Origin of the sequence: Leptotrichia sp. oral taxon 847 (genome assembly GCF_001553645.1) — a bacterium.
In the GTDB taxonomy this organism is placed as follows: Bacteria; Fusobacteriota; Fusobacteriia; order Fusobacteriales; family Leptotrichiaceae; genus Leptotrichia.
The window spans coordinates 1,703,853-1,724,786 of record NZ_CP014231.1; the positions used below are offsets into that span (position 1 = coordinate 1,703,853).

Sequence of the window (20,934 nt, forward strand, 5' to 3'; positions counted from 1 at the left end):
GGGAAATTGATGGAAAGTGAATTTGTACATTTAAAGTTGCATACCGAGTATTCTTTGCTGGAAAGTGTTGGGAAAATAGATGAATATGTGAGAAAAGCAAGTGAGCTTGGGATGACTTCCCTTGCAATAACGGATGTCAATATGTTTGGTGCAATAGAATTTTTTAAAAAATGTAAAAACGCTAAGATTAAGCCAATTATTGGACTTGAAATCTTTTTAGACGGACTTGAAAATTTTGGAGAATATTCTTTAACTTTACTTGCAAAAAATAAAAATGGTTATAAAAATTTGTGCAAGTTGTCTTCGATTTCGTTTGAAAAGTTTTCACGGAAAAGAAATAAAGTAAAATATGAAGATTTGAAACAGTACTCACAAGATTTATATATTTTATCAGGCGGAGTAAACGGAGAAATTACGAAATGTATTTTAGATAAAAAAAATGAAATTGCACGAAAAATAATGCAAAAATTTTCTTTTGATTTTGACAAGAACTTTTTTTTAGAAATTCCAGCAGAAAAAAAACTTGAAAAAGTGAAAAAGTTGCTTATTGAAACGGTAAAAAGAGAAGAAATAAGTAATTTTGTTGTAACGAATGACATTTATTATTTGAGTGAAGAAGATAAAATTTTGCAAAAAATAGTGGAACTGATAAAAGATGGAGAAAAATCGGATTCAGAAAAAATTGTAAATAGTGAGGAAATTAAAAATAATGACTTCTATTTTAAAAATTATATTGAAATGAAAAACTCTTTTGAAAATGAAAATGAGATTTTTGAAAAAGCGATTGAAAATATTCAAAAAATTGTTGAAAATTGTGAAGTCGATTTTGAATTTCACAAGTTCAAATTTCCCAAATATGAGTTACCTAAAAATATATCGGAAAAAGAATTTTTGCGAAAACTTGTCTATAATGGAGTTGTGAAAAGATATTCTCTTGCATCTTTTGAAGTGGAAAATGAAGAAGATATACAAGAAGTAATTAAAAAATTTTCGAGTAAAAAATTTAAAAATGAAAAAAATTTGGATGGAAAAAGTATAATAAAAAGAGCGGAATACGAGCTTAAAATTATTGATGAAATGGGTTATAATGGTTATTTTATCATAGTTTGGGATTTTATAAAGTTTTCTAGAGAAAATGGAATCTATGTTGGACCTGGACGTGGTTCTGCTGCGGGAAGCATAGTTTCGTATGCTTTAAATATTACAGATATTGATCCGCTTGAATATAATTTGATTTTTGAGAGATTTTTGAACCCTGAAAGAATTTCTATGCCTGATATTGACATAGACTTTGATCAGGAGCAAAGGGAGCAAGTTATAGATTATGTCTATAAAAAATATGGAAGTGAGCATGTCGCTCATATCATAACTTTTGGAACATTAAAAGCAAGACTAGTAATTAGAGATGTGGGAAGAGTTTTGAATGTGAAAATTTCAAAAGTTGATAAAATTGCGAAAATGATACCTTTTAGTATGGATTTGAGTGAAGCAAAAGAAAATGTGGCAGAATTGAAAATGATGTATGAAATTGACAGGGAAACAAGAGAAATAATTGATTATTCCTTAAAGCTGGAAGGGCAGGTTAGGCACACTTCTATTCATGCAGCAGGGATTGTCATTTCAAAAGATGTTTTGACTGATGAAATACCAACTTATTCCGATGGGAAAACAAAAGTTGTGGCAACTCAGTATCAGATGAAAGAGCTGGAAGAACTAGGAATTTTGAAAATGGATTTTTTGGGCTTAAAAAACTTGACAATTTTGCGAAAAACTGTTGAAAATGTGGAAGAGAGCAAAAAATATAATGAGATTTTTTTTGAAAAATCGAAAAATAAAGTATTTCTTGATAAAATTCCATTAGATAACAAAAAAACTTATGAGCTTCTTTCAAATGCTGATACAATGGGAGTTTTTCAGTGCGAGTCAGTCGGTATCAGAAGTCTTATGAAAAAGATGAAAGTTGAGAGTTTTAGTGATATTGTGGCACTTCTTGCACTTTATAGACCAGGGCCTCTTGGAAGTGGAATGGTAGATGACTTTATTTCTCAAAAAAATTCAAAAAATGAGATAAAATATATTGATGGTTCTCTAAAAGATATTTTGGCAGAAAGTTACGGAATGATTTTGTATCAGGAGCAAGTTATGAAAATTTTAAGTGAACTTGCGGGTTATACGCTTGGGGAAGCTGATGAAGTGAGAAGAGCGATAAGTAAAAAAAATCTTGAATTAATTCAGAAAAACCGTGAAAAATTTGTAAAAAATACTTTAAAAAAAGGCGTTTTACAGAGTGAAAATCCACAAAAAAAAGCAAATGAAATCTATGACTTAATCGAAAAATTTGGTGGCTACGGATTTAACAAGTCGCATTCGGCGGCATATTCATTAATCGTTTACTGGACAGCTTTTTTTAAGGCAAATTATCCTTTGGAATTTTTTGCTGCGATAATGTCGGTGGAAGTTTCAAATTTGGATAGATTTCGTATTTTTGTAAATGAAGCTAAGAAAAAGAATATAAATTTATTACTACCTGATGTGAATTTTTGTAATAAAAATTTTAAAGTTATAAAAAATGAAAATGGACAAGGTGAGAGCATCCGCTTTGGATTTGCTGGAGTAAAAGGAATAGGAGAAAAATTTGTAAAAATTTTGTGTGAAGAGCTAAAAAACGGCAAATTTAGTTCATACAAAGATTTTGCACAACGAATGAGAGATAACGGAATGACAGCAAAACAACTTGAAATTTTGATACTTTCAGGAGCGCTAGATAAACTTGAGAAAACTCGTAATGAAAAATTTGAATTGATAAAAAATTTTGAGTTATTAGATGCAGATACAGAAGTAAATGGCTCACTTTTTGAAGATTTAAATTTTAAAGATGAAAAAATTTCTAATTCAAAAAATTTAAAAAATACAAAATTAAAAAATACAAAATTTTCCAAAGCAGAATTGCTTGAAAATGAAAAAAAATATTTGGGAATTTATGTTTCAAAGCACCCGTTGGATCTAAAAAAAGTGTTAATTGAGAGAATTTCTCACAATAAAATTAAAAACATTTTCAAAAAAAATTTAAAAAACGTAAGAGTGATTGGAATACTGAAAAATCTAAATATTTTTTACACAAAAAAGAGAGAACAAATGGCAAAATTTGAACTGGAAGATTTTGATGGAAGCATCAAAGTGATTTGTTTTCCAAATAAATATGGTAATTTTGAAAATGAAATTAAAGAAAATGAAATTGTTATTTTGGAAGGGAATGTAAATTTTGAAAATGAGAAATATAATATTTTTTTAGAAAATATTTGTAAATTGGAAAATTTAGAAAAAAGGCAAGATTTGAAATTATTTATTAAAATTGACGAAGATACAATAAAAAAATCGAAAGAAATAAAAAATTTGATGTTGAAATATCGAGGAAAAAATAAATTTATTCAATTTTTGGAAAAAAATGGAAAAATAGAGCTTAAAACTTCCAAATATGGCATAAGTATATCATTAAATTTTTTACGAAGATTGGTAAAGTTAGTTGGAGAGAGAAAAATAAAAATAAAATAATATCTTTTGATTAATATTTTTTTTAATATATTTTTGTAATAAATGTTTGACATTTGTACATTTTTACTTTGTCCTTAAAAAACGACAGAGTAAAATAGTTAGGGGCAAATAAAAAATCTTATTTTAAGTTTTTCATTCAATCCAGAAAGTTACTAAAATAACAATTTTTTTCTATTCCTTTTTTAAGCAGAAGTGCTCATCGCCGCACCCCTGCACCCCGGCTAGTCTTCGACATTTTTATGCACTGCCAAAAAACTCGCTTACGCTCAGACAGTTTTGTCAGCACATAAAAATGCTCCGACGGTTTAAATTTTACTATTATACAAAAGGTGTCGTGATTTTTTTGGAGTAAAGACGACTGTTTGAGCACGTTTAGTGCGAGTTTCGGCTTTGACGCAGAAAAAATGCTTAGACGAGCGTGGGGATTATAAGGGGAAATGGCGGTCCTTTCCCCTTATGTAAAAAAATAAAAAAATAATATTAAACAAAATAACATCTTGTAATCAAAAATAAGCTAAAAAATTTGAAATTAAAAAATCTGCCCCTAAAATTTTTAAACCATCTTAAAAAACCTAAAAGTTGTAAAATGTAATATTGTATGTTATAATAAACTATAGAAAATCAAGTGATTGTTGCAAAATGAAGAAATATAAATTTTTAAAAATGATAGTTTTAAAATGAGGAGAAATAATGGAATTAAGAGATATTCAGGAATTAATGAAAGTTATGAAAAAAGAAGAATTGGAAGAACTTAAAGTCAGATATGGAAAAATAAAATTGACATTGATTAATTCTTGTTGTGCCGCACAAAATGTAAGTGTAGCTCAACCTTTGAAAGCTAAAGAGGAAAAAGCCGTTAAAAAAGAAGAAATTATCAAATCGGATAATGTTGGAAAAATAAAATTATTAAATGTAAGTAGTGGAAAAGAAGTGAAAAAAGGTGAAATATTAGCTAAAATTTACACAATGGGAATTGAAAATGAAGTAAAATCTACAGTTAACGGAGTGATAAAAGAAGTTTTGGTTTCCGATGGGATTGCCGTTGATTTTTCAAAAGAATTATTTAAAATTGAGATAAAATAGATTAAAAAAGTTAATATTTAGGAGGATTATTAATGTTTAAAAAAATATTAATAGCAAACAGAGGAGAAATCGCTGTGAGGATTATAAGAGCAGCAAGAGAATTGGGAATTGCTACAGTTGCTGTGTATTCGGAGGCAGATAAGGATTCGTTGCATGTAAAACTTGCAGATGAGGCAATTTGTATTGGAAAACCCAGTGCTGCTGATTCTTATTTAAAAATACCTAATATCATTTCGGCGGCGCAAATTACAAATAGCGAAGCAATTCATCCAGGATATGGATTTTTATCAGAAAATCAGAGATTTGCTGAAATTTGTGAAAGAAATGACATTGTATTTATCGGTCCTAAACCAGAACTTATAAGTATGATGGGAGATAAAGCGACTGCAAGGGAAACCGCAAGCAAACATAAAATTCCTATGACAAAAGGTTCAGACGGAATTGTTCCAGATGTTGAAGAAGCCAAAAAAGTGGCAAAATGGATAACTTATCCAGTGATGATAAAAGCGACTGCCGGTGGTGGCGGAAAAGGGATGAGAATCGCTAGAAATGAGGAAGAACTAGTTGAAAACTATGCCGTTGCACAAAACGAAGCCAAAGCAAATTTTGGAAATCCAGATGTCTATATTGAAAAATATGTAGAAGAGCCAAGACACGTTGAGATTCAAGTAGTTGGAGATAAATATGGAAATGTTGTTCATTTAGGGGAAAGAGATTGCTCGATTCAAAGAAGGCATCAAAAATTGGTGGAAGAAAGTCCATCTGCTGGAATTGATGCCAAAACTCGTGAAAAAATGGGAAAATTTGCAGTAAAATTAGCCAAAGGAATAGGTTATGACAGTGTCGGAACATTGGAGTTCCTGGTTGACAAAGATATGAATTTCTATTTTATGGAGATGAATACCCGTATCCAGGTGGAACATACTGTAAGTGAAGAAATTACCGGAGTTGACTTAGTCAAAGAGCAAATAAGAGTGGCAGCTGGAGAAAAATTGAGCTTTACACAGAGAGATATAAGTATTAATGGACACGTAATTGAGTGCAGAATAAATGCTGAAGATTCTGAAAATGGCTTCTTACCGTCGTCAGGAATTTTGGAAAAGTATATCCCAGCTGGTGGAATTGGGGTGAGAGTGGATTCCCATTCGTATCAAAACTATGAAATTCCACCTTATTACGATTCAATGATAGCTAAATTGATTGTTAAAGGCAAAAATCGTGAAGAAGCAATTGTAAGAATGGAAAGAGCATTAAGAGAATTTATAATCGAAGGAGTGGATACAACAATTCCATTTCATCTAAAAGTTTTAGCAAATAAAGCGTTTAGGGAAGGAAAGTTTTATACAAACTTCATCGAAACTTATTTTAGCGAAGTTTTAGGAAAATAGAAAATTCTCATAAGCAACATGTCTGGCTTTAATTTTTATAAAAAAGCTTTATTCTTTGTAAAAAAATTTTTCAGAAGTTATAAAAAATTTATTTTAAAAAGATGAAAAAAATAAAATATTGTGGTATAATTCTATTAATTAAAACAAAGTTTCCTATTTTTTAAGATGGGATAATTTGTTTAACAAAAAGAATTAAATATTTAATTTTTAAATTTAGGAGGAATTAAAATGAACGAATTAGGAAATGTAAGCATATCGCAAGAAGTTGTGGCAACTATTGCCGAATTAGTAGTGTCAGAAATTGAAGGAGTAAGTAGCTTAGTTGGCGGAAAATCAAAAAATGAAATAATTAAATTTTTCCAAAGCGTATCTTCTGGCGGAAAAGGAATCGAAGTTGAAGTAGGAGAAACAGAATGTACAATTGATTTGTATATCGTTGCAAAAATGGGTTATCAGTTGCCGGCTCTTGCTGGAGAAATTCAGTCAAAAGTAGTAAAAGCAATCACAGAAACAACTGGATTAAAAGTTCAGGAAGTAAATGTATATATTCAAAAAATTGTTGAAGATGATAAAAAAGAAGAAGTAGCAGTGATAGAAAAAGTTGATGAATAGGTAATTTAGGAGGATAAATGGTAGCTATATTGGGATTTTTAGCGAAATTATCAGTGATATTGGGATTTATTGGAATTGCCTTTTCTAGTATTTCAGATATTTTGTTTAAAACAACATATTTGGATCAGTTGGATAGTGCGATTGATTTGAGCAATTTTAATGTGAAAATTTTAGTTGGAGTAGTGGCAGTAATTTATTTAGTGTTATTTTTACTTTCATATGTCAATAAAATTACTAAATATTCTCAAAATAAAAAAGTAAAAAATAAAAATGGTGAAATTGAAGTATCAATAAAAACAATAAATGAAACTACAAAAGAATTTTTTAAAACAAAAGAAATTATAAAAAACTCAAAAGTAAAATCACACCCAAAGGGAAAAGCAGTCGTCATCGAAGCGAGTGTGGACACATACAATGTAGATGATTTAAACGACAAACTTTCAAAGATTCAAAATGAGTTATCCGAATATGTTTTTCGTGCGACTGGGATTACAGTTAAAAAGACTAAAATAAAATTGAGAAAAGTTTTAGGTGAAACAATAGCTGAAAAAAAAGTCATAAATTCACACAAAAAAAATTCTGTAGCAGAAAAATCTGTCAAAGAAGACCAAAAAGAAAAAGTTGAAAAAAGTGATGACGATAAAAATGATAAAGCTCTGGAAGTAAAAGAAAAGATGGAGTAATTTAAAAAAATAAAATTGCAGGAAGAAATTGAAAATATTATCTGAAAGATGAGAACCATAAGAATAGTGGCGTTAGCTTTGTAAATTTACTGAGTACCGCAAAATTTTTTCTACCGTAGTTCTATTATTTTTGAAGATTTTAGGAAAGGAAATTTGATGACAAGAAGAGAAATTAGGGAAGAAATATTTAAACTTCTTTTTGAGCATGAATTAATTGATAATGACATTCAAGAAAGAATCGAAGAAGTTATCAAAGAAAAAGCGATTACAAAAGAAGATCAGATTGATTTTTTAAAAAGTTATGTAACCCAAATTATTGAAAATGAAGAATTTTTGATAGAAAAAATAAAAGATACACTTGACGGTTGGACTTATGAAAGACTGGGAACAATAGAAAAGGTACTGTTAAAAATTTCTTTTTATGAAATTCTTGTAAAAAACATTGGATATGAAATTGCAATAAATGAAGTTTTGGAGCTTGCAAAAAAATATTCGTACAATGATACAAAAGATTTTCTAAATGGAATTCTTGCAAAATTAGTAAAAGATATGAAATAAAAATAAATTAACTTCTATACGCTTTTTTAGCATATAGAAGTTTTTGTATATACAAAAAAAATAAAAATGAAAGAGGTGAAAATAAAAGAGATGAAAAAAATAGGTATTGTCGTGGGGAAATTTTTTCCACTTCATATAGGGCACGTAAATTTAATTCAAAGAGTGAGTGGAATAGTGGAAAAAGTGTATGTAGTAGTTTCATATTCGACCGATGGAGATGATTTGATTACTTCAAATTCTAGGTTTGTGAAAGAAATAACACCAAAGGACAGACTTCGTTTTGTGAAGCAGACATTTAAGAATCAGCCTAATGTAGCTTCTTTTTTGTTTAACGAAGATGATTGTCCACCATATCCAGATGGATGGGAAAAGTGGTCAAAATTGTTAAAAAAAGAAATAGAAAAAAGAGAGAATTTGTCAAATGAAAAAAATTTAGACTGGAAAAATGATGTAATATTCATAAGTAACCATAAAGACGATGAAAAGTATTATTTAAGATATTTTGGCTCACAGACAAAGTCAATTGACGAAAATTATAACGAATATAATGTAAACTCGCAGGAAATTAGGGAAAATCCAAGTAAATACTGGGATTACTTGCCTCGTGAAGTGAGAGAGCATTTAATCCCTATTATAACTATATGTGGCGGTGAGAGCAGTGGAAAAAGCATTATGATTGATAAGCTAGCCAATGTATTTAATACGAGTTCTGCATGGGAATATGGGCGTGAATACGTCTTTGAGAAATTGGGAGGAGATGAAGACGCTCTCCAATACTCAGATTATGAGAAAATAGTTTTTGGACATCAGTCGAATGTCTTGTACGCAGCAAGAAATGCAAATAAATTTGCGCTGATAGATACGGATTATATCACAACTTTGGCGTTTTGTCTGACGTATGAAGAAAGAGATAATCCGATTGTCAGAGAGTTTGTGCAAAATTATAGATTCGATCTTACAATACTTTTGGAAAATAATGTAAAATGGGTAAATGATGGACTACGCTCGATTGGAGATGACAGAAGAAGAGAAAAGTTTCAAGAATTACTTAAAAGATTGTATAAAGAATACGATATTTCGTGCGTAACTGTAAAATCAAGTAGTTATGAAAACAGATATTTAGCTTGTAAACATATTATAAAAGCATATTTGGACGGGAAAGAAAATTTGCAAGAAATTGCGGATAGTTATGAATAATTTTATTTTATAAAAAACTTTATTTTCGCAGTTGTCAGAGTAAAATAGTTAGGGGTAAATAAAAAATCTTATTTTAAGTTTTTCATTCAATCCAGAAAGTTACTAAAATAATTTTTTCTTTTTTAAGCAGAAGTGCTCATCGCCGCACCCCTGCACCCCGGCAAGGCTCAAGACATTTTTATGCACTGCCAAAAAACTCGCACTAATCGTGCTCAAACAGTTTTGTCAGCACATAAAAATGCTCCGACGGTTTAAATTTTACTACCATACAAAAGTGTCGTGATTTTTTTGGAGTAAAGACGACTGTCTGAACGAAGTGAGTTTCGGCTTTGCTTCAAAAAAATGCTTAGACGAGCGTGGGGATTATAAGGGGAAATGGCGGTCCTTTCCCCTTATGTAAAAAATAAAAAAATAATATTAAACAAAATAACATCTTGTAATCAAGAATAACCTAAAAAATTTGAAATTAAAAAATCTGCCCCTAAAATTTTTAAACCATTTTCGCAGTTTATCAAGTTGCAAAATGTAATGATTTATGATATAATGAATTACTGTGAAAATTTAAAAGGATTTTGTTAATGATATAAAAACTAAAAAAACTTGTAAAAATGGCGTTTTTTATAACACCAAAATGAAAAATTAGTTATTTTTAGTAAATTATCTATAATCAATAAAAATATGGAAAGGAGTCGATAAATAATGGCAGTACCTAAGAAAAGAACATCCAAAGCTAAAAGAAATATGAGAAGAGCACATGATGCAATCACAGCGCCAAATGTTATAGTAGAAGCTGATGGAACAGTGAGAAGACCTCACAGATTAAATTTAGAAACAGGAGTATACAGAGGAAGACAAGTATTAAAAACTGATGACAATACTACAGAAGCTGAATAATTACAGGAGTTTAAAAGCTCCTATTTTTTTTGGAAATTATTTTAAGAAAATCAAAATAGGAAATCTTTTATTTATCCTTAAATATTTTATTCTGTCTTTATATGTTAGTAAAGTTTGAATTTCTGATGTGTTCTTATTTTTTTATAAGTAAAAATAAAATATAAAAAAAATCTTTTTTATTAAAAAAATAAAAAAATATTTGTGTAAAACTAGTGATTTAGGTAAATTCTTAGATTAATCTTTAAAAAATAAATAAAAAAGTCATATATTTTTTAAAATTTCTTAGAAAAAGTACTTGCTTTTTTTTTTTTTTTTGCTAAAATTAGAGCGTAAGATAAAGATTTTTTATGGAAAGTGAAAAAATTTTGAATTATCACTCACTCATTAAAAAAAAATTATTCCTTAATTTTTTTACTTTCAAAAAAATTTTTAGAATACAAAAAATATGTGAAAAAATTTTTGAAAGGAAATCATTATGAAAAGCAATAATTTAAAACAACTCAAAAAAGATTTAAAAGCTTTTGCCAAAAGAGTAAAAGACTTTAAATACACAGAATCAGCGCTGATTACATTCCTTTTGACAGGAATGGTAATGCTTGGCGCTTCAAATTTAACATTTTCTGCTCAGGATGAGATAACAGCTCAGACTAAGCAAATAAATAGCTCAATAAGCGATATAAGACAGCAGTTTAAAAGAGCTAGAACTGAAAATAATAAATTACTTAGAGATACAAATCTTGAACTTATCCAATTAATGGAACAAGGGGATCACGTTGTAAAATCGCCTTGGAGCAGCTGGCAATACGGGATAAACTATTTTTATAATGACTGGCATGGACATTATAGAGGCAGAGGGGATAAGACAGACAGCTTTGTTTACAAAAGAGATGATTCAATCGTAAACAGAAGCGTTTACCCAGGAAGAATTGAAACAAAATACGGAGCAACAACATTAGGACTGGTAAGAGAGCCAAATGCCGCAATGGACGTATCGGCAGCACTGACACCAAAGAGCGTAGATAAAATAGCACCTAAATTTACAGTTCAAGGAGCAGGAGGAGGCTTTCCGAATTTTGTGACAAGGATAGTGAAAGTTCCAGGAGAACCTGGCGTAGTTAATCCTGTTATCCCAAGAACTTTAGTTTTATCATTTACATCTGGTGGAGCAGATCCTACTCATACTCGTTATTCATATTGGATGGATAATAAGGGAGATATTTCAGGAACTTCTGTAGCAAATGGAGAAGTATATAAAACTTATTCAAGCATTACTTCATGGAATACTTATAATGGAGCTTTTTCAGGAACTATACGAACTAGTGCATTTAATGGAGCGAGTGTAACTCCAGGAACAGATGCTGCTCTATATGGTGGAACTTCGCCTAAAAGTAATTATACAAATAGTGAAAATAGTAGCAATTTGTTTTTTAATACATTGACAAACACACCTTATTCATATTTTGGAAATGGAACGAAAATAGCATTAATAACTCCTTCATCATCTTTTCAATCAGGTGCTTACCATAGGGGAACTGTAATTAATTTGGAAACGGAAGGAAAGACAGGAAAAACTTTTAGTGACTTGAATACTGGGCATATAATTACAGCGGATCAATATAATAGAATTCAAAATTATATGAGTAAAAGTAATTTAAATGCAAATACAAATGGACAATTATATCATACAAATAATGGAATTGTAGAAATTGGAGGAACGGGAACACGATATGTTCATACAACTGTTAATGGTGGTAATCAAAGATTAAATATCGTTGAAAATAATGGTAAGATTATAGGAATAAATTATAATCATAATAATGTTACTACAAGTGATAATATTGTTTTTTTTCATTCGCCAGATTTAGCAGGAAATAATGATTATCAACATTTGTATGCTAATTCTAAAAATGGAGAAATTTCTTTATATGGACAGGGTGGAGCAGTAGCCTTATATACAGCAGCTAAAAATGTAAATTCTACATTGGAACAAGGCGATGTTTCATTTATAAATGAAGGAACAATAAATTTATATGGTAAAGAAAATGTTGGAGTTGCAATAAATAATGACACATATGGAAAAGTAACACCAAAAACTAATTTTATTTTATTAAAACCAATTAATATTTATGGAGATAATGCGGTAGGACTTTATAATGCCAACAGTGGTGACGGGACAAGAAATGATAAAAATGAGGCAAGATTTATAATAGGAAATCAATCTCAAAATAAGCTACTAACTTATACTTCTTCAAATTCACTATTAAGTGGAAGTTATACTGCAAACAGTTCTGCTAGTGATACAGGATATAGTAATAAATACACTGAAGGAGTTATAGGAATTTATCAGGATGCTAATGGTACATTAAAATCAGCACTTCCTGAATTAACTATGGAGGCTTTTACGAGAAAATCAGTTGGAATATATACTAAAAACGGAAATGTAGATATAGATCATGGAACTGTAATAACAAATAAAGGTAAAATCAGTATGTTAGGTGGGGAAGAGAATGTTGGGTTATATGCTTCTGGTGGAGGAATTTCCTTTAAGGGAGACATAGAAATGGGAGGTTCAGCTTCTACTTTATCGGATGCTATAACAACAGGATATAAAAATACAGCAGTATATGCTACTAATTCAAATAAAGTTACAGTGAAAGGAGGTATTACAACTGATAAGAATGGTAAGGAATTAACAGAAAGTACAGTTGTTTATGCTAATAAATCCTCAGAAGTTGTTTTAAATGGAGAGAATGACATTAAACTAAAAGCAGCTTCAAAAACAATAACAAATTCTACTGGTAATAATACTGGAGTTTTTGTTGAAGATGCAACAGTAATGTTCGGTGATAATAATAAGGGAACTCCTTTACCTACTGGAACTACAACTGGAAGTAGTACAAAAGGTTCATCAATCACAATTACTAGTGATGATCGTAAATTGGGAACAGCGTTGTATGCTAAAAATGGTGGAATGATAAATGCAATTGGAGATTCGTTAGCTAAAGGGTTAAAAATCACAGTAAAGGATGGAGCTTCGGCAGTAGCATCAGTAGGAAAAAATTCAAGTAGTAAAGTTTCTCAAATAAATGTTAAATATTCGACAGTTGATTATGATGGTGAAGGATTTGCATTTTATACAGATACAGATGGAAAAATTAATGCAGATAATTCTAAAGTAAAATTATCAGGAAAAGCAGTAGGATTTGGTATAAAAGGGACTTCATCAGGAGGATATACTTCAAATGTATCGTTATCAAATGCTAATTTTGAAATAGCCTCAGATGATGTTATATTAATGAATGTTCTTAATCCAAGTGTATTAAAACTAAGTAATTTTGTTTCAACATTATCAGCAGCTTCAGGATTAAGTGCAAGTAATATTACTACAAATGGTCCAGGAGCAGGAGATAATTATAAACTAGCGGTTGTAGAAGGATTGAATAATGGAAAGTCATTTATATTTGATAATGATTTAGATAAAAGTTTAGCAGTAAGCTCTTCTAATTCATCAACAAATGATTATAAATATGTTCGCAATTTTTTGATTCAAAGAAGTATATTGGATGTAAATGCTGATGTAAAAGCAGTGTTAAGCTCAGCAGATGCCAATACAATTAAAAATGTTGCTTCGGGCGCACCGGTTATCGGACTTGACATTAGTTCAAGCACTGGGGCTGCAAGTAATGCGGAAACAGGAATTAATGTAAACGGTAAAACTGTAACGGTTGACAGAACGGATGCAGGTGCTGGAGCAATCGGGCTATATACAAACTTTGGTAAAATTAATATAAACAGTGGAACTTTGAATGTTGAAACAGATACTACTAATACTGTGAATGATCAGGCTGTGGGAGTTTATGCTGTAAATGGATCAGAAGTTAATAATAATGGTGGAAATATTAATGTTGGCGGTAAAAATTCGATTGGTATTTTAGGGCTTGCATATAGGGAAAATTCTGCAGGAACTGTAATTGGTAATGAATTTGGGTCTGCTAATGAAGGAAAAGCAACTATAAATAATGATGGTAAGATTACTATGGATGGTGAAGGAGCTAAAGGAGTATTTATTAAGAATAATAATAGTGCTTCATCTGTAGCGGCAAATGTTGCAAATAATTTATCGAATGGTGTAATTACAATGTCTGGAGCAGGTTCGGTTGGAATGTATGCCGATAAGGCAACTCTTAACAATTATGGAAAGATTGATTTGAAACCAGGAACTAATGCTAAGATAGGTATGTATGGAATTAATGGCTCTGATCTTACAAACCAAGCGACAGGACAAATTATAGTTGGAGATTCTGTTATTTCATCAGCAACTGATGTGCCTAATATTGGTATGTATACATCAGAAAGTAATTTGTTGAAAAACTATGGAATTATAGATATTAAAGAAAATTCTTATGGAATTTATGGAGAAAATGTTCAAGCCTTTGGTACTTCCAAGATTAAAGTGGGTAAAAATGGTGTTGGAATATTTGCTAAAGGAACATCTGGAACTGGAACTGTAACGTTGGACGCAGGTTCTGAGATTACGACAGTTGCAAGTGCAAAAGATAAGGAAGCAGTTGGAGTATTTACAGCGGGAACTAATCCTGTAAATATAAACGATAACGGTTCAAAAATGGATCTTAAGGACTGGACATTTGGATACGTAATAAAAGCTCCTGGAACATTGACTACAAATGGAAGTTCAACTGTAACGTTAGATAATGAAGCTGTTTATGCATATTCTGATAATGATTCTTCGATAATTAAGAACTATGCACCAATTAAAGCAAATGGCGATAGAAACTATGGAATTTATTCATCAGGTACAGTTGACAACTATGGAAATATGGATTTGAGATCTGGAAATGGTGTAGGTAATATTGGTATTTATTCAACAAAAGGAGTTGCAACAAACTGGGCAACAATTGATACTGGTAAAACAAACAAGACTACAAAATCGTATGGAATTGGTATGGCAACAGGTTATTATGATGGAACTTCATCAAGAAATCAAGGAACTATTATAAATAAAGGCACAATTAATGTAACAGAAGAAAATAGTATAGGAATGTATGCAGTTGGAAGAGGTTCTAAAGCAATTAATGCCGCTGGAGGAATAATTAACCTTAGCGGTAAAAATACAATTGGTATGTACATCGATCAGGAAGCGGAAGGTGAAAACTACGGTACTATTACAGGTAACGGAGATAATTTGAAAGGTGTTGTAGTGGCAAATCAAGGTAAATTCAAAAACTATGGTACAATTCAAATTACTGGAAATAAAGGTATAGGAATTTATACTGATAAAGGTGTAGTGTCTGCTGACGGTATAGATGGGCCTGGAGCCGTAAATACAGGATCTTTTAAAAATGTATATGAATCACAGCCAACTGACGAAAAAGTCGAAGGAAGCGTAACAATAAAGGTTCCGCCAAAGGCAACTCCAGTAACAGTTACAATAAATGGAGTGCAAGTTCCAATAACAGGCGTTGACACAAACGTTGCCTCGCCTTCAGCAACCGAAGTAACAGTTACATCGCCTTCAGGAGTTACAGTATTAGATCTTGCAAAATCAGGGCTTATGAATTTCCCTTCAGGATCTAAAGCAACAAGTGTAGGAATGTATGTTGATACATCTGGAATAAAATATACAAATCCTATTCAAGGATTAAGTAATTTAGCAGGACTTACAGATATTAACCTGTATTTTGGAACGGAAGCTGCAAGATATACAAATGCTAGAGCGATAGAACTAGGAGATAATATAATAAAACCATATAACGATGCACTTGCAAGCTTAGTTACAACTGGAACAGTGTTAAATACTAATTCAAGCAGCCTTACATGGTTAGCAATACCAACAAAATCAGCGGCTACAGGATTGTATGACAAAGTATATCTGGTTAAAATTCCATATACAGACTTTGTAAGTGCAAAAGATCCTAATACTTACAATTTCTTAAATGGACTGGAACAAAGATACGGTGTTGAAGGGCTTGGTACGAGAGAAAAGGAACTGTTTAATAAATTAAATGATCTTGGAAAAGGTGAACAGCATATCTTTACACAGGCTGTAGATGAAATGAAAGGACATCAATATGCAAATGTTCAACAAAGAATCAATGCCACTGGAAATACTTTGGATAATGAATTTGGATATTTAAGAAATGAATGGAGAAATCCAACTAAACAAAATAACAAGATTAAAGTGTTTGGTGCCAGAGACGAATACAATACCGATACTGCTGGAATTATCGATTATAAGAGCAATGCTTATGGTGTAGCTTATGTCCATGAAGATGAAACAGTTAAGATGGGTAATTCAAGTGGATGGTACGCTGGAGCTGTAACAAATAGATTTAGATTTAAGGATTTAGGAAAATCAAAAGAAGATCAGACTATGGTTAAACTAGGAATTTTCAAAACAATGTCGCCAGCAGCTGATCATAATGGAGCATTACAATGGACAATTGCAGGAGATGTATTTGCAGGAATTAATCACATGAAACGTAGATTCTGGATAGTTGATGATACATTTGAAGCAAAATCTGATTATAATTCTTATGGTGCTGCCTTGAAAACTGATATAGGATATGATATCAGAATGAGTGAAAGAACACATTTACGTCCATATGGAGCTTTGAAAATGGAATACGGAAGATTCAATAAGATAAAAGAAGATAATGGTGAAATGAGATTAGAAGTGAAAGGAAACGACTATTTCTCAGTAAAACCAGAAGTTGGAGTTGAATTTAAATATGTACAGCCGCTTGCTGTGAGAACAAATCTAACAGTAGGATTGTCAGCTGCTTATGAAAATGAGTTAGGAAAATTACAAGATCAAAATCAGGCAAGAGTAAGATATACAACAGCTGGTTGGTATGATTTAGAAAAAGAAAAAGAAGATAGAAGAGGAAACGGTAAGTTTGACTTGAATATCGGAATTGACAATACAAGATTCGGAGTGACAGTAAATGGAGGATACGACACTAAAGGTAACAATATAAGAGGTGGACTAGGACTTAGATTAATTTACTAGAAGACTAGTTACCATAATAAAAATGGTTTAAATTATTAGTCATAATATAAAACAAAGAAATAACTCTTTTTAGATTTAAAAAATCTATATTAGAGTTATTTTTTTATCTTTAAATTAAAAGATAAGGATCAAAAAAATAAAAAGTTACACTAAACAAAATAACATCATGTAATCAAAATAAATTAAAAAATAATATTCTCTCCTAAAACTTTTAATACTATTCCCCGTTTAAAAAGCGAATATTTATTCTAATTATTTGAAAATAAATATTAGATTTAACCTACTAAAAAGATTTATAATGTATTCGTTATTCAAATGGGGTTTAGTATAAATTATCATAAATTGCAATATTAAATGCAACATTTTTTTGATTTTTTCATTGTTTTTATAAAAATGACTAAAATCAGGAACAACATCACTTTCTCTTGTTTAATAAAAAATATCCAAATTTTTTTACTTTATTTTTGAAAAATGTGGTATAATGATAGTGTAAAATTATAAAATTTTGATTAAATTTTTGGGGAGAAAAAGATGAAAAAATTAATTTTGATGATTCTTACACTACTATCCTTAACTTCGTGTGTTACTGGAGGAGTGAGCATAGGAAGCGATGGCAAAGTCCGTGGAAATGTAGGAGTCAGTACCGGCGGATTAATTCACAGTGGAATCGGAATAGACACAGATGGAGAAGTTCATGGCGGTGTTGGAGTAGGTTTTTAAAAAATAAATAAAATAATTAAAAAGGAGATCAACTATGAAAAAATTGATTTTAACAATTTTAGTGACTCTAGCTTTAACTTCGTGTGTAAGTGCTGGAGTAGGAGTTGGAACAAATGGAGTTCACGGTGGAGTCGGAATTGGATTTTAAACTAAAAAAATTAAAATAACGAAGGAGAAAAAAAGATGGGAGAATTATTTTGGGCAATAGCAACCGCAGTATTTGCAATACTTGAAATTATAATACCAGGACTTGTTACAATTTGGCTTTCCATTGCGGCATTGGTACTTACAGGAATGTCTTTTTTCATAAGAAGTCCTGTCGTTGAAGTTTTTATTTTTTCAGTTTTATCAGTAATTTTTGTAATTTTTACAAGACCAGTCTTAAAAAATTACATTGAAAACAAAAAGACTAATTTTAATTCCAAAATGATAGGAAATGAGATAAAAATTGAAGAAATTTTAAATTTAACTAGCTCAAAAAAAGAATATGAAGTTAAATTTAAAGGTGTCATTTGGAAAGGAATAAGTGAAGAAGTTTTTAAAAAAGATGAAATTGCCAGAATAAAAGGTTTTGAAGGAAATAGGATTATTTTAGAAAAATTAAAAAAAGAAATATAAAATTAGGAGGCTATTATGAGCGTTGTATTATTACCATTAATTGTTATTTTACTTGCTTTTTTTGCAGTTTTAGTGCTAAAAGCGATAAGAATTGTACCCGAATCAAAAGTATATATTATAGAAAAGTTAGGAAAATATTATCAGTCACTAGATTCTGGATTGAGTTTCATAAATCCATTTTTTGACAAAGTGGCAAGAGTTGTGTCATTAAAAGAACAAGTTGTGGATTTTCCTCCACAGCCTGTAATTACAAAAGATAATGCCACAATGCAAATTGATACAGTCGTTTATTTTCAGATAACAGACCCAAAACTTTACACTTACGGGGTTGAACGACCAATTTCAGCAATAGAAAACTTGACAGCAACTACTCTAAGAAACATCATCGGTGACATGACAGTTGACCAAACTTTGACTTCAAGAGATGTCATTAACACAAAGATGAGAAAAGAGCTGGACGATGCGACAGATCCTTGGGGAATAAAAGTAAATAGAGTCGAGTTAAAAAGTATTTTGCCACCTACGGATATAAGAGTTGCAATGGAAAAAGAAATGAAAGCAGAAAGAGAAAAAAGAGCCAATATTTTGGAAGCACAAGCAAAAAGAGAAGCAGCTATTTTAGTTGCTGAAGGGGAAAAACAGGCAGCTATTTTAGGAGCAGAAGCCAAAAAGGAACAGCAAATAAAAGAAGCGGAAGGGGAAGCAGAAGCAATTTTATCAGTGCAAAAAGCAAAGGCAGAAGCTCTAAGAGTATTAAACGAAGCTGCTCCAAACGATAAAGTATTGTCTTTAAGAGCACTGGAAGCCTTTGAGAAAGCAGCAGATGGAAAAGCCACAAAGATTATTATTCCAAGCAATATGCAAAGTTTGGCAAATATCGCAACTGTATTTTCTGAGCTAACTAAAAAAGACGAAATTACTAAAAAATAAAATCTAATTTTTTTACAAAATTTTTGTAAATTTAATACAAAAGAGATTGTAAAAAGCCTAAAAAATTCCGTTGATAAAAGTGCTAATATGTGGTAAAATTAAAATAAGAAAATTAATAAATATTGGAGGAAAGATTAATGAGAAAAGTAATTGTAGCAGGAAACTGGAAGATGAATAAGACTGCAAAAGAAGCAGGAGAATTTTTTGCAGGATTCAAACCACTGGTAAAAGATGTTAAAAATGCAGGAATTATAATTGGAGCGCCTTTTACGGCATTAGAAACAGCAGTTAGAGAAACAAAAGGATCAAACATCAAAATAGCGGCTGAAAATATGAACGCCAAAGAAAGCGGAGCTTACACAGGAGAAGTTTCACCTTTGATGTTAAAAGATTTAGGTGTTGAATACGTAATTTTAGGACATTCTGAAAGAAGAGAATATTACGGAGAAACTAACGAAATTATTAATGAAAAAGTAAAATCAGCGCTAGCACACGATTTAAAACCAATTTTGTGTATTGGTGAAAAATTAGAAGAAAGAGAAGCAAACACAACTCAAGATGTTGTAAAAAGTCAAATTATTGGCGGATTAAAAGATGTAACAGCTTCTGAAATGGCAAATATAATTTTAGCATATGAACCAGTTTGGGCAATCGGAACAGGAAAAACTGCAACTCCTGCACAAGCTCAAGAAGTTCACGCATTTATAAGAAGTTTACTTACAGATTTATTTGGTGCACAAGTTGCTGAAAATGTAACAATTCAATACGGTGGTTCAATGAACGATGGAAATGCTGCTGAATTAATCGCTCAAAAAGATATAGACGGTGGATTAGTTGGAGGAGCAAGTTTAGTTCCATCTAAATTCACAGTAATCGTAAAAGCTGGAGACGCAGTAACTAAATAATTATTTACTTTCCAGTCTTTGTACAATTTAGGAGGACTTAATGTTAGAAAATTTATTAATCGTAGCTTTAGTAATATTATCAGTCATTATGATAAGCGTAATCTTATTGCAGCCTGACAGAAGCCAAGGTTTAGCAAAAAGTGCGGCAAATATCTTAGATGAAGAAAAAGAAGGAATTGAAAAATTTACTGAAGTTGTTGCAACATTATTTTTAGTTGTTGCAATATTATTTCAAATAGTGAGATAAACTAAGAGAGACATTTTTGTCTCTCTCTTTTTTTATTTTAATATTTAATCACTTTATGTAACTATAGTCATAAATCCCTATATTAATGAACTTGTATTAACATTTACACAAAATTACATATATTTTCAAAATTTATAAACAAATTTATTTTTTCAAAAAAAAACTATCTTAAAAAATTTAAGATAGCTTTTTTAAATAACAACAACATTTAACTTAACTATTATTGAGAAACTACATTTGTCGCTTGAGGTCCTTTTGGTCCTTCTTCTACATCAAAGCTTACTTCTTCACCCTCGTTAACTGTTTTGAATCCTTCTTTATTGATTTTTGAGAAATGTAAAAAATAATCTTGTCCATCTTCTCCTGAAATAAATCCAAATCCTTTTTTGTCGTTAAACCATTTTACTTTACCTAACAAAGTATTACCTCCTAAAAATTTACACCTCAAACAACTTGTTACAAATATTAATTTTGTTACATTACGCTTGCTTTTGGTTATCTGTAGTTAGTATACCAT

The 20,934-nt window shown here is 30.6% G+C and carries 15 protein-coding genes; 14 read left to right on the forward strand and 1 reads right to left on the reverse strand.

Features of this window, described 5'->3' with window-relative positions:
* Window positions 1-9: 9 nt before the first annotated feature.
* The 14 genes from dnaE (at window position 10) to secG (ending at window position 20,417) form a co-directional block, all read left to right on the forward strand.
* Entirely contained in the window at window positions 10-3,552 is a 3,543-nt protein-coding gene (dnaE, locus tag AXF11_RS07955; RefSeq protein WP_068156853.1) for a DNA polymerase III subunit alpha, read from the forward strand.
* A 690-nt stretch (window positions 3,553-4,242) separates the two neighbouring features.
* Window positions 4,243-4,635, forward strand: a complete 393-nt coding sequence (locus AXF11_RS07960; protein WP_068156856.1) for an acetyl-CoA carboxylase biotin carboxyl carrier protein — start codon at window positions 4,243-4,245, stop codon at window positions 4,633-4,635.
* A 32-nt stretch (window positions 4,636-4,667) separates the two neighbouring features.
* A complete protein-coding gene (accC, locus tag AXF11_RS07965) occupies window positions 4,668-6,023 on the forward strand; it encodes an acetyl-CoA carboxylase biotin carboxylase subunit (RefSeq protein ID WP_068156859.1) in 1,356 nt (451 codons plus the stop codon).
* Window positions 6,024-6,251: 228 nt separating this feature from the next.
* Window positions 6,252-6,635: an Asp23/Gls24 family envelope stress response protein gene (locus AXF11_RS07970; protein ID WP_068156862.1), complete on the forward strand. Its 384-nt coding sequence runs from the start codon at window positions 6,252-6,254 to the stop codon at window positions 6,633-6,635.
* Between the two features lie 17 nt (window positions 6,636-6,652).
* On the forward strand, window positions 6,653-7,318 hold the full coding sequence (amaP, locus tag AXF11_RS07975) for an alkaline shock response membrane anchor protein AmaP (RefSeq protein WP_068156866.1): 666 nt from the start codon (window positions 6,653-6,655) through the stop codon (window positions 7,316-7,318).
* Window positions 7,319-7,474: 156 nt separating this feature from the next.
* Window positions 7,475-7,876 carry a transcription antitermination factor NusB gene (gene nusB / locus AXF11_RS07980; protein ID WP_068156869.1) on the forward strand — a complete coding sequence of 134 codons (402 nt, stop codon included), beginning with the start codon at window positions 7,475-7,477 and terminating at the stop codon, window positions 7,874-7,876.
* Window positions 7,877-7,966: 90 nt separating this feature from the next.
* Window positions 7,967-9,073: a multifunctional transcriptional regulator/nicotinamide-nucleotide adenylyltransferase/ribosylnicotinamide kinase NadR gene (nadR, locus tag AXF11_RS07985; protein WP_068158327.1), complete on the forward strand. Its 1,107-nt coding sequence runs from the start codon at window positions 7,967-7,969 to the stop codon at window positions 9,071-9,073.
* A 699-nt stretch (window positions 9,074-9,772) separates the two neighbouring features.
* Window positions 9,773-9,967, forward strand: a complete 195-nt coding sequence (rpmF, locus tag AXF11_RS07990; protein ID WP_068156871.1) for a 50S ribosomal protein L32 — start codon at window positions 9,773-9,775, stop codon at window positions 9,965-9,967.
* Window positions 9,968-10,442: 475 nt separating this feature from the next.
* Window positions 10,443-16,997, forward strand: a complete 6,555-nt coding sequence (locus tag AXF11_RS07995; protein WP_068156874.1) for an autotransporter-associated N-terminal domain-containing protein — start codon at window positions 10,443-10,445, stop codon at window positions 16,995-16,997.
* A 531-nt stretch (window positions 16,998-17,528) separates the two neighbouring features.
* Complete coding sequence (locus tag AXF11_RS08000) at window positions 17,529-17,717, forward strand: hypothetical protein (RefSeq protein ID WP_068156876.1); 189 nt, start codon at window positions 17,529-17,531, stop codon at window positions 17,715-17,717.
* 183 nt (window positions 17,718-17,900) lie between these two features.
* Complete coding sequence (locus AXF11_RS08005; RefSeq protein WP_068156880.1) at window positions 17,901-18,335, forward strand: NfeD family protein; 435 nt, start codon at window positions 17,901-17,903, stop codon at window positions 18,333-18,335.
* Between the two features lie 15 nt (window positions 18,336-18,350).
* Complete coding sequence (locus AXF11_RS08010; protein WP_068156882.1) at window positions 18,351-19,265, forward strand: SPFH domain-containing protein; 915 nt, start codon at window positions 18,351-18,353, stop codon at window positions 19,263-19,265.
* A 137-nt stretch (window positions 19,266-19,402) separates the two neighbouring features.
* Window positions 19,403-20,170 (forward strand): triose-phosphate isomerase, encoded by a 768-nt coding sequence (tpiA, locus tag AXF11_RS08015; RefSeq protein WP_068156885.1) that lies wholly within the window; start codon window positions 19,403-19,405, stop codon window positions 20,168-20,170.
* 40 nt (window positions 20,171-20,210) lie between these two features.
* Complete coding sequence (gene secG, locus AXF11_RS08020) at window positions 20,211-20,417, forward strand: preprotein translocase subunit SecG (RefSeq protein ID WP_068156888.1); 207 nt, start codon at window positions 20,211-20,213, stop codon at window positions 20,415-20,417.
* Between the two features lie 220 nt (window positions 20,418-20,637).
* On the opposite strand, the gene AXF11_RS08025 is transcribed toward secG, so the two are convergent.
* The gene (locus tag AXF11_RS08025; protein ID WP_068156890.1) at window positions 20,638-20,835 is read right to left on the reverse strand and encodes a cold-shock protein; all 198 of its coding nucleotides are present in this window, start codon (window positions 20,833-20,835) and stop codon (window positions 20,638-20,640) included.
* Window positions 20,836-20,934: the final 99 nt, after the last annotated feature.